At 68.6% G+C, this 10,646-nt stretch carries 11 protein-coding genes; 9 read left to right on the top strand and 2 right to left on the bottom strand.

The window, feature by feature from the left end; genetic code table 11:
- Positions 1-178 precede the first annotated feature (178 nt).
- Positions 179-505, bottom strand: a complete 327-nt coding sequence (locus KQ310_RS15370) for a type I restriction-modification system subunit M N-terminal domain-containing protein (protein ID WP_259722572.1) — start codon at positions 503-505, stop codon at positions 179-181.
- 93 nt (positions 506-598) lie between these two features.
- Between KQ310_RS15370 and KQ310_RS15365 the strand changes: the two genes are divergently transcribed.
- Positions 599-1,369, top strand: a complete 771-nt coding sequence (locus tag KQ310_RS15365) for an SIMPL domain-containing protein (RefSeq protein WP_259722571.1) — start codon at positions 599-601, stop codon at positions 1,367-1,369.
- Positions 1,370-1,372: 3 nt separating this feature from the next.
- On the opposite strand, the gene KQ310_RS15360 is transcribed toward KQ310_RS15365, so the two are convergent.
- Positions 1,373-2,752 (bottom strand): PhoH family protein, encoded by a 1,380-nt coding sequence (locus tag KQ310_RS15360; RefSeq protein WP_259722570.1) that lies wholly within the window; start codon positions 2,750-2,752, stop codon positions 1,373-1,375.
- Positions 2,753-2,877: 125 nt separating this feature from the next.
- On the opposite strand from KQ310_RS15360, the gene KQ310_RS15355 reads away from it, so the two are divergent.
- The 8 genes from KQ310_RS15355 (at position 2,878) to leuB (ending at position 10,580) form a co-directional block, all read left to right on the top strand.
- Complete coding sequence (locus tag KQ310_RS15355) at positions 2,878-4,098, top strand: F420-0:Gamma-glutamyl ligase (RefSeq protein ID WP_259722569.1); 1,221 nt, start codon at positions 2,878-2,880, stop codon at positions 4,096-4,098.
- A 391-nt stretch (positions 4,099-4,489) separates the two neighbouring features.
- Positions 4,490-5,521, top strand: coding sequence for a hypothetical protein (locus tag KQ310_RS15350; protein ID WP_259722568.1), 1,032 nt, complete (start codon positions 4,490-4,492; stop codon positions 5,519-5,521).
- A gap of 65 nt (positions 5,522-5,586) precedes the next feature.
- On the top strand, positions 5,587-6,060 hold the full coding sequence (gene ruvX, locus KQ310_RS15345; RefSeq protein WP_259722567.1) for a Holliday junction resolvase RuvX: 474 nt from the start codon (positions 5,587-5,589) through the stop codon (positions 6,058-6,060).
- Between the two features lie 21 nt (positions 6,061-6,081).
- Positions 6,082-6,633 carry a DUF3727 domain-containing protein gene (locus tag KQ310_RS15340; RefSeq protein ID WP_259722566.1) on the top strand — a complete coding sequence of 184 codons (552 nt, stop codon included), beginning with the start codon at positions 6,082-6,084 and terminating at the stop codon, positions 6,631-6,633.
- A complete protein-coding gene (locus KQ310_RS15335; protein ID WP_259722565.1) occupies positions 6,633-7,172 on the top strand; it encodes a YqeG family HAD IIIA-type phosphatase in 540 nt (179 codons plus the stop codon). The genes KQ310_RS15340 and KQ310_RS15335 overlap by 1 nt, the downstream gene beginning before the upstream one ends.
- A gap of 36 nt (positions 7,173-7,208) precedes the next feature.
- The gene (proB, locus tag KQ310_RS15330; protein ID WP_259722564.1) at positions 7,209-8,363 is read left to right on the top strand and encodes a glutamate 5-kinase; all 1,155 of its coding nucleotides are present in this window, start codon (positions 7,209-7,211) and stop codon (positions 8,361-8,363) included.
- A gap of 44 nt (positions 8,364-8,407) precedes the next feature.
- The gene (lpxD, locus tag KQ310_RS15325; RefSeq protein WP_259722563.1) at positions 8,408-9,445 is read left to right on the top strand and encodes a UDP-3-O-(3-hydroxymyristoyl)glucosamine N-acyltransferase; all 1,038 of its coding nucleotides are present in this window, start codon (positions 8,408-8,410) and stop codon (positions 9,443-9,445) included.
- A gap of 55 nt (positions 9,446-9,500) precedes the next feature.
- The gene (gene leuB / locus KQ310_RS15320; protein ID WP_259722562.1) at positions 9,501-10,580 is read left to right on the top strand and encodes a 3-isopropylmalate dehydrogenase; all 1,080 of its coding nucleotides are present in this window, start codon (positions 9,501-9,503) and stop codon (positions 10,578-10,580) included.
- Positions 10,581-10,646 lie beyond the last annotated feature (66 nt).

The following is a 10,646-nucleotide window of genomic DNA, read 5'->3' as shown; positions in this document are numbered from 1 at the left end:
ACATCGGCAAGCACGACCCAGCGATTACCTGGGTCGAGCTTCCCTCCAAAGGGGACATGGAATTCCTCAATCGATAGCTGGCCAGCACTCTGAAAGACGTACATTGTCGAGCCAGCGAGTTCTTCTAAGCCAGAAATGGCTGATTTCGCCTGATCCTAACCCGAGACTATCGCTGGAATCAACTGCCCTGCAGAGGTTCTGGGTTCCTCAGCAAGCCCTTCGTAGATGTCGCCCTTGGTGTCGCGGTCGGCCATCGGCACCGCATCGAGCAGGTCGACCACCATGGCGAGCAGCTCCGCCGGATGAACAGCAGGTAGGTGAGCTGCTCCAGCACCTCCAGCGGGTTGGCGATGCCGCCGCTCCAGAAGGCATTCCAGATGCCGTCGATCTGGTGGCGAAGCTCGCCGGTGAGCACCGAGGCGGCCGTGGTGCCAGCGGCGATGGTGGGCTGGGCAATGGGCAATGGCGCGGACCCCGCAATGGCCGCTGCGGTGGCTGCGGCCATTGCCCGATGGCACTGAGGGGTTGGGAAGCTTTCCTTACGCCCGAGGGCACTCCCACCTGGCTGCGCTTGCATCGGAGCATCTGATCCACCCCCATGGCCGCCGCTGCTCCGGAACCGGGCCGCCCCAACTCCTTCCTGGCCCTGGTTCGGCGCACCCCACCCCTGGTGTTCGCCATGGCGGTGCTGGGGTTGGGCCTGGTCACAGCCAGCGCCGTGGCGGTGAAGGGGCTGCGGCGCGCCAATGACGCCATCACCGTGACCGGCGCCAGCACCGAGCGCATCCGCAGCGACTTTGCCGATTGGACGGTGGTGGTGAGCGCCGGTGGCGGTAGCCAGCAGGCGTCGTGGCAGGCCCTGCAGCCGCTGGTGCAGCGCAGCCGCACCTGGCTGCAGGAGCAGGGCATCGCGGTGTCGGAACTCTCGCTCGATCCGGTGCGCGCCGAACGGGAGGAGGTGCGCGATCCCAGCACCGGTGAGCTGCGTTCGGTGACCTGGACCAGTCGCCAGACCTTGCGCATCGCCAGCGCCGATGTGGATCGGATCGCCCAGGTCTCGGCCGGGATCGGCAGCCTGATCGGCGAGGGCATCCCACTCACGATCGAGGAGCCGGCCTACACCTTCACCAAACTGGCGGAGAAACGGGTGGACATGCTCGCCAAGGCCACCCGTGATGCGCGGCAGCGGGCCGTTGCCATCGCCCGCGAGGCCGGCAGCGGCATCGGTGCGATCACCAACGCCGACACCGGCCTGTTTCAGATCACCCGCCCCAACTCCACCGACATCGGCGACGGCGGCTCCTACGACACCCGCACCATCGACAAGGACATCACCGCGATCATGGGGGTGACGTTCAGGGTGGAGTGAGTTTCAGAGGATGTTGGCCGCCAGTTCGGCCAGGGCCGAGCGCTCACCGCGCAGCAAGGTGACGTGGCCAGCCAGGGGCTGGCCCTTGAAGCGTTCCACCAGCCAGGTGAGGCCGTTGCTTTCGGCATCCACATAGGGATTGTCGATCTGATACGGGTCGCCAGTGAGCACGATCTTCGTGCCCTCACCTACGCGGGTCACGATCGTCTTCACCTCATGGGGCGTGAGGTTCTGGGCTTCATCCACCACCATGAACTGGCGCGGAATCGAGCGGCCACGGATGTAGCTGATCGCCTCCACTTCCAGCAATCCCATCCCCTTCAGATCCGCCCAGCTGTTGCGTGGCCCCCGCTGGCCGGCCCGCATCGAGCCGCGGTCTTCGCCGCCGAGCAGGAAATCGAGGTTGTCGATGATCGGTTGCATCCAGGGGCCCATCTTCTCCTCCAGATCCCCCGGCAGAAAGCCGATTTCCTTGCCCAGGGAGATCACCGGCCTTGTCACCAGCAGGCGGTCGTAGCGGTGCTCATCCGCCACCTGATGCAGCCCCGCCGCCAGGGCCAGCAGGGTCTTGCCGGTCCCCGCCTTGCCCACCAGCGTCACCAGTTGCACCGCCGGATCGAGCAGCAGATCGAGGGCAAAGGTCTGCTCGCGGTTGCGGGCCTGCACCCGGCCCAGCTTCACCTTCGGCACCCGCTGCAGCGGATGGACGGCCCCATCGGCCGCGTCATAGCGGGCCAGCAGGGTGTGGCTGGGCTGGGCTGGATCCACCAGCATCACCCCTTCATTGGCCTGCAGCGTTCCGCCGGGGATGGCCCCCTCCGGCAGCTCCTTGACCGGCAGCCCCCCGTCTCCTTTGACCCGATCCATCTGGGCTGCGTCGATCCAGATCTCGCAGACGCCGGGATAGAGATCGGCGATATCCACCTTGTCGGTGGTGTAATCCTGCGCCGTGAGTCCCACCGCATCGGCCTTGATGCGCAGGTTGGTGTCCTTGGTGACCAGCACCACCGGAGGTTGGCTGCCCATCACTTCCGAGAGCCGCTGCTCGAGGGCGACCGCAAGGATGTTGTTGTCGCCATTGCCACCCTTCAGTTCCGGCGGCAGCTGGCTGAGGGTTTCACTGCGGCAGAACACCACCTTGAGCAGTCCGCCCTCCTCGCCGTCGATCGGCACACCTTCCGAGAGATTGCCGCGGCTGCGCAGATCGTCGAGCAGCCTGGACACCTGGCGGGCATTGCGTCCCTTTTCGGAGGCATCCTTCTTGAAGCGATCGATCTCCTCGACCACCTCGATCGGAATCACGACGTTGTTGTCTTCAAAGCGCCGCATCGCCTCGGGGTCGTGCAGCAGCACATTGGTGTCGAGAACGAAGGTCTTGCGCATACCGGAGCTCTCGCCCGAGCGGTGCTGGCGAAGCTAGGGCGGCCAGGCCATCTACGCTCCGGCCGTTCGCGCCTCGTAGCGAATCGGATCGGCGGCGCCGATTCCCTGCTCCTTCTTCCCCGCCCTTGCCCGTGCTGCTCCCCTCGATCCTGCTGGTGGCCCTCGCCTTCGGCCTCACCCTGCTGTGGCTGGAGCTGCGCCACCGCCTGAGGCCCGCATCGCCCCTGCGGCTGAGCTCCGGGGCCTGGCGCGTGCAGCGCTTCAACACCGGGGGCGGTTCCGCTGAGCAGACCGAGGGAGCCAGCGGCGGCAGTGTCGAGCTGAGCGGCAGCCTGACCCTGCGCAATCCCCATCCGCGCATGGAGGTGTTCGTGCCGGAGCTGCGGGTCAATCCCGTGCTGCTGGGCCGCGGTGATCTCTCCGCTCTCCGCGTGTCCACCCGGGTGACCCCCCATCACCCGGATGAGGAGGCCCGCTCGGATGGCTATTGGTTTGCCTACATCCTCAAGGGCCGCAAGAGCACCGAAGTCGAGGTGTCCGTGCGGATCAGCGCAGCGGCAGACCAGGACCTCCGCTCCCTGCTCGACACCCTCTGGCTGGAAGTGCTCTGGATCAACTACGGCCCCTTCGGCCGGCTCGAACGGCGCGACGGACTGCTGGTCCCCCTGCGCAAGCCTGGTGTGCTCACCAAGGCCGAGGCCCCCTGGCGAGAGGGTGAGCGCTGCCGGGTGTTGCCGATCCGCACCCATCTGCTAGGCGTGCTGGACGATCCCGAGGCTGTGCTGCAGCGCTATGCCGGCCCCCTGCTGCAGCCCGGCGACATCCTCACCATCGGCGAGACGCCCCTGGCGGTGATGCAGGGCCGCTACCACCATCCCGCCACGGTGCAGCCCTCGATGCTGGCCCGTCTGCTCTGCCGCGTGTTCCATCCCACCAGCAGCCTGGCGAGTGCCTGTGGGCTGCAGACCCTGATCGATGTGGTGGGTCCGGCGCGGGTGCTCTGCGCCTGGCTGGCGGGATCGGCCATGAAGCTGGTGGGTCTCAAGGGTGGCTTCTACCGGCTGGCCGGGGATCAGGCACGCCTGATCGACGACATCACCGGCACCACCCCCCCCTACGACCAGACGATCGTGCTGGGCCCCCATCAGCCCGAGGACGTCTGTGAACGCCTGGCTGCCGCCCTCGGTGTGGGTGTGGCGGTTGTGGATGTGAATGATCTGGGTCGGGTCAAGGTGCTGGCTTCCAGCCAGGGCTGCGATGAGGCCCTGCTGCAGCGAGCCCTGCGGCCCAATCCGGCCGGTAATGCCAACGAGCGCACGCCGCTTGTGCTCGTACGCCCGGCCTAAACTGCAACCAGGCCTGCGAGGGTCGCCACGCTGCGGGAACGCCGTGCCAGCCGCAATCAGCCGCAACAGCCGGATGCCCATCGCTGGGCCAGAGCCTGCGCTGATGGTCCCTGCGCCATCGCTGGTGTGTGACGTTCCGTTGATGAGTGAGTCGTCGGTGCTTCAGCAGGGCTCCTTTGTGAATGGCATTGCCAGCGGTAGTCCCATCGCCAGTGGCCCACCAATGGCCAATGGCACATCCAGAGCCAGCGGCAAGCCATCGGGGTCGGCTGATCCCACGGGCTCTGGGCGTTCGACCTCCGCCCGTTCCTCCTCTGGGCATGCCACCAACTCGGGTGAGGGAAGCCCACGGTCTGGTGATCATCCTGCGGCTACGCCGCCATCGCCAGGGATGCCCGCTGACTGGGGCGTGCAGCCGCTGCAGCCCTGGCATCTGCCATTGCTGGACGATCCGGCCTTCCAGCCCCTGCAGCCGCTGCTGCAGCGGGCCGTGCTGCTGGCCCTGCCGGCCCGGCTGATTCATGCCCTCACCCCCCGCCAGCCCCTGGCACCCCAGGTGCTGGTGGCGACCCGCACCCTGGCGGGCGCCAGCCTGCCGCTGGGTCTTGTCGTGGTGCGTCCGCTCAACCGCACCGGCAGTTGCTGGCAGGTGCAACATCTACGGCTGGCCCGGGGATTGGAGGGGGATCCGGGTCGCCGTTGCGTCGCCGTGGCCCTGCTGCGGGAGGCGATCCAGCGCACCACTGGAGCCACCAGCTGGATCGCCAGCGCCGCCAGCCTCGACACCGATCGCCAGGCCCAGCTGCGCGAACAGGGCTTTCAGCCGCTGCGCACCGACCGGATCTGGCGCTGGCAACCCCAGGAACAGGCTTCTCAACCCATTCCAGCGGAGCTGCAGCTACGCCGCCTGCAGCGCCGCACCGGACCGTTGCTCTGGCATCTGGAGCAAGCCTCCTGCCCCGCCCAGCTGCGTCAGTTGCTCGACCGCCGCCCCGAAGATCTGCTGGATCAGAGCCAGAACCGCGGCTGGATGCTGGTCGATCCCTGTCGGGATCAGGCGGTGGCGGGGGTGCGCTGGCTCGGCGACCATCCCGGCGGCGGCCACGATGTTGAACTGAGCGTGCATCCGGGCTGGGTGGAGCTGGTCGGCCCGGCCACCGAACTGTTGCTGCATCGCCTGGCGTCCGGGCTCACGCCGGCTGCACCCCTGTGGCTGGCCTGCGACGTGACCCAGCCCTCGCCGCACCAGTGGCTGGAGCGCCTCGGCGCGGAAGCGTGCGGCGAACGGATCCTGATGGCCCGCAGCGTCTGGCGCCGCCAGGAACCGGCCGCGGTTCACCCGGCGATGAAGCGCCTCACCGCCCTGCTGGAACCGCTGCAGCCCCGCCGGCGACCGGTCCCCTCCCCGCTGCGGCCCGACTGAGCCACGCCTCAACCCCTGCCCTTAAGACACGCCATCGCCCTCCGCGAAGCCTGAATTCCATCCGGATGCCTGTCCCCCGTCGCCGCTCGGTGCTTGCCCTGGATGTGGGCCGCAGGCGCATCGGCCTGGCCGGCTGTGATCCGCTCGGTCTCACGGTCACACCGCTGCCACCATTGCGGCGCGGGGCCTTCCCGGCGGATCTGGCCGTGCTGGAACCGCTGGTTCGCCAGCGGCGCGTTGAGGCCCTGGTGGTGGGGCTGCCGCTGGATCAGCAGCAGCAACCCACTGCCCAGGCGGTCCACTGCCGCCGTTATGGCGAACGGCTGGCCCGGCAGCTGAACCTGCCGCTGGCCCTGGTGAATGAGTTCGCCAGCAGCTGGGCCGCCGCCGAGCTCCATGGCCTGCACGGCGACCGCAGCGGCGCCCTGGACAGCGCTGCCGCCGCCCTGTTGCTGGAGCAATGGCTGGCGGAGGGACCCGAACCGGTCCAGCCGGCGACCCCGAATTTCTGCAGGTCGGACCACGCTGATCCATCCTGAGAGGGACAACGCTCCTCCCCCATGAGTCCCGACGGACCCACGACCCCGTCCTCCGGTGATGTGCCCACGGTGCTCGTGCGGGACAGCCAACAGCGGCAACTGCTCTGCTTCCTCGAGCAGCTGATCCCGCTGGATGGCCACGACTACGGCCTGCTCACCCCGGTGGACACCCCGGTGTGCCTGTTCCGGCTCACCGAAGACGAGACCAATCCGGATCTGATCGACACGATCGAGGGCAACGAGGAGATCTTCTCGGTGGCGGATGTGGTGCTGCAGGAGCACGACCTGACCCTGGTGCGCTCGGCCGTGACCCTCACCGTGAGCGGCGAACTCGACGAGCCCGATCCCGAGGAGTACGACGAGGAGGAGGAGGACGAAGACACGGAGATGTACGAGCCCCTGATCCAGTTCATGGCGGATGGTCAGGAGTACGGGCTGTTCATTCCCCTCGATCCCTTCTTCGTGGTGGCACGGATGAGCGGCAGCGAAGCCGTGCTGGTGGAAGGTGAGGAATTCGAGCGGATTCAGCCTCGGCTCGAGGCGGAACTGGAGGAGCGGGAGCAGGGGGACTGATGTCCAGCCGGCATTCGGCCAGCCTTGCCGCCCTGCCGCGGCTGCTCACACCCGATCTGCTGGTGCCTGGCACCCTGGTGGACCTCTCGCTGGAGCGGCTGCAGGACCACTCGATCGGCGCTCTCGTGCTCGATGTGGACCGCACCCTGCTGCCGCGTCACCGCTCGGAGCTGCCAGCCCGGGCCGAGCAGTGGCTGCGGCGCGCCCAGGCCCGGATGCCCTTACACCTGCTCAGCAACAACCCCTCACGGCGGCGGATCGGCGGGCTCGCCAAGCAGCTGGGTCTGCCCTTCACCACCTCGGCGGGCAAGCCGCGCCGCGCCGCCCTGAGGCGGGTGCTGGCGGACCTTGATCTGCCCCCCGAGCAGGTGGCCCTGATCGGGGATCGTCTGTTCACGGATGTACTGGCGGGCAATCGGCTGGGTCTCTACACCGTGCTGGTGCGGCCGATCGATCCGAACGGCGAGCCATGCCGGCAGGATCACCTGCAGCGGATCGAGCTGGGCCTGGCTCGCTGGATCGGAACCCCCCTGGCCTGATCGGATGCCGACCCGTGCGCCTCACCCTCTAGGCGGATGACCAACAGCAGTCCTGCAGGCGGCGGCCTGCGTCGTGTGATCAAGGTGGGGACCAGCACCCTGCAGGGACAGCCCGATCGGCCCACCACCGCCGTGGTTCACGACCTGGCCGCCAGCCTCAGCCGCCAGCAGCGCCGTGGCGATGCGATCGCCCTGGTAACCAGTGGGGCCGTGGGCCTGGGTTGTCGCACCCTGGCGCTGGAACAGCGGCCCAGTGAAGTGGTGGCGCTGCAGGCGGCGGCGGCGGTGGGCCAGGGGCAACTGATGGCCCTCTATCAGGACGCCTTCGCGGTGCGCGGGGCGCGGGTGGCCCAGGTGCTGCTCACCCGCGGCGATCTGGCCTCGAGGCGGCGCTACCAGAACGCCTGCCGCACCCTGGAGCAGCTGCTCGCCTGGGGAGTGGTGCCGGTGGTGAACGAGAACGACACCCTCGCCACCGAGGAGTTGCGCTTCGGTGACAACGACACCCTCTCGGCCCTGGTGGCGGTGGCGATCAATGCCGATGAACTGATCCTGCTCACCGATGTGGACCGCCTCTATTCCGGCGATCCCCGCAGCGATGCCGAGGCGGTTCCGATTGATGAGGTGCGCGATCTGGCGGAGCTGGAGAGCCTCCGAGGCGTGGCCAAAGGAGGTGGCCGCTGGGGAACCGGCGGCATGACCACCAAACTGGCGGCGGCCCGGATCGCCACGGCCAGCGGCATCCGCGTGCGGCTGGCCGATGGGCGTGATCCCGCCGTGCTCGATGCCCTGCTGGCCGGTGAGCGGGTAGGCACGGTGTTCCATCCCTCCGCCTCTCCGTTGCCGGATCGCAAGGGTTGGCTGGCCCATGCCCTGCTGGCCAAGGGCAGCCTCACCCTGGATGCCGGCGCCGAGCGGGCCGTGGTCCATCAGGGGGCTTCCCTGCTGGCGGTGGGGATCCGGGCGGTGGAGGGCGACTTCCGCCGCCGTGAGGCCGTGCGCCTGCTGGCCGCCGATGGTCGGGAGCTGGGCCGCGGTCTCTGCAGTCTCAGCAGCGATGAGCTGCGTCAGGTGGTGGGCCTCAGCAGCGAGGCTGTGCGCAGCCGGCTCGGGGCAGGAGGTGATGCGGTGGGCGATGCGGTGGTGCACCGCGACCATCTGGTGCTCACCACCGTGCCGCCGCCGGCCTGACGGAGCCCAGCCCTACGATCCGGCCTCGATCCCTCCTCCCAGGCATGCGTTTCAGCCAGCTGCTCGGCCAGCTCAGCCAGGTGGTGGAGAACACTCCCTGCGATCTGGCCGCAGACCCGGAGATCGGCGGCGCTGCAGCCTTGGATCAGGCCACTGGTGGTCAGCTGAGTTTTCTGGAGCCCGGCAACGCCCTGGCGGCGGCCCTGGCTGCCACCGGTGCCAGTGCCGTGTTGCTCCCGGTCGACGCCGATCTGCAGCACCAGGCCAGCGAGCGGGGCCTGGCCTGGGTCGCCCTGGCCGATCCGCGCCTGGGTTTCGCTGAAGCCCTAGAGGCCCTTTACCCGCGGCGGCCCCTGCCTGCGGGGGTCCATCCCAGCGCCGTGCTGGATCCCAGCGTCCAGCTTGGGGAGGCTGTGCACGTGGCGGCCCATGTGGTGATCGGCGCTGCGGTGAGCATCGGCAGTGGCAGCACCCTCCACCCCGGCGTGGTGCTCTACGACGACGTGCAGCTCGGCGAGGGGTGCGAGATCCATGCCAACGCCGTGCTCCATCCCGGCAGCCGCCTCGGCCGCGCTTGCGTGGTGCACTCCAACGCTGTGATCGGCTCGGAGGGGTTTGGCTTCGTGCCCACCGCCGCCGGCTGGCGCAAGATGCCCCAGACCGGGCTGGTGGTGCTCGAAGATGGTGTCGAAGTGGGCTGCGGTAGCACCATCGATCGCCCCTCGGTGGGCGAGACCCGCATCGGTGCCGGCAGCAAGATCGACAACCTCGTGCACGTGGGCCACGGCGTGGTGACCGGGCGGGACTGTGCCCTGGCAGCCCAGGTGGGCATCGCCGGTGGTGCGCGGCTCGGCAACGGTGTGATCCTGGCCGGCCAGGTGGGCGTGGCCAACAAGGCCGTGATCGGCGATCGGGCGATCGCCTCTTCCAAGTCCGGCATCCACGGCGAGGTGGCTGCGGGCGAGGTGGTGAGCGGCTACCCCGCCATCCCCAACCGGCTGTGGCTGCGCTGTTCGGCCGCGTTCAACAAGCTGCCGGAGATGGCCAAGACCCTGCGGCAGCTCAGGAACAGCGCGAACTGAGCAAGGTCGCGGCGTAGCCTCGCGCCCAGCCCGCTCGTCGCTCCTCCGGCCCACCATGACCACCTACCGGATCACCCTGCTCCCCGGCGATGGCATCGGCCCGGAGATCACCGCGGTGGCCCGGCAGCTGCTGGAGGTGGTGAGCCACCGCCATGGCTTCAGCCTTGTCTTCGACGAGCAACCGATCGGTGGTGCCGCCATCGACGCCTGCGGTGAACCCCTGCCCGCCAGCACCCTGGCGGCCTGCAAGGCGGGCGATGCGGTGCTGCTGGCGGCAATCGGCAGCCCCCGCTTTGATGCCTTGCCCCGCTCGCAGCGGCCCGAGACCGGCCTCCTGGGCCTGCGGGCCGGGCTGCAGCTGTTTGCCAACCTGCGGCCGGTGACGATCATTCCCGCCCTGGCTGACGCCAGCAGCCTGCGGCCGGAGGTGATCGAAGGTGTGGATCTGATGGTGGTGCGGGAGCTCACCGGCGGCATCTATTTCGGTCAGCCCAAGGGCCGCATCGAGGCCGATGGCCACGTGCGGGCCTTCAACACCATGGTCTATTCCGACCATGAAATCGACCGGATCGCTCGGGTGGGCTTTGATCTGGCCATGCAGCGCGGCCGCAGGCTCTGCTCGGTCGACAAGGCCAATGTGCTCGATGTGAGCCAGCTCTGGCGCGATCGGGTCACCGCGATGTCGAGCGATTATCCAAGCGTGGAGCTCAGCCACATGTACGTCGACAACGCCGCCATGCAGCTCGTGCGGGCGCCGAAGCAGTTTGATGTGCTGCTCACCGGCAACCTGTTCGGCGACATCCTCAGCGACGAGGCCGCCATGCTGACCGGCTCAATCGGCATGCTGCCTTCCGCCTCGCTCGGATCGGAGGGGCCGGGGCTGTTCGAGCCGGTGCATGGCTCAGCCCCCGACATCGCCGGGCAGGACAAGGCCAATCCGATGGCCATGGTGCTCAGCGCCGCCATGATGCTGCGGGTGGGCCTGAAGCAGGAAGAGGCCGCCGCAGCCCTGGAAAGCGCCGTGGACCGGGCCCTGGCCAACGGCTACCGCACCGGCGACCTGATGGCCGACGGCTGCACCCAGCTGGGCTGCCGCGCCATGGGTGAGCAGCTGCTGGCGGCCCTGGAAGCCTGATCCTGCAACGGTTGCCCCCGGGGATGGGGGAATCGGTCCGGCGACCTGACAAACTCACGGTCGGTT

Source organism: Synechococcus sp. CS-1328 (assembly GCF_025128095.1).
Taxonomy (GTDB): Bacteria; Cyanobacteriota; Cyanobacteriia; order PCC-6307; family Cyanobiaceae; genus CBW1002.
This window is presented reverse-complemented; position numbering and strand designations above follow the sequence as displayed.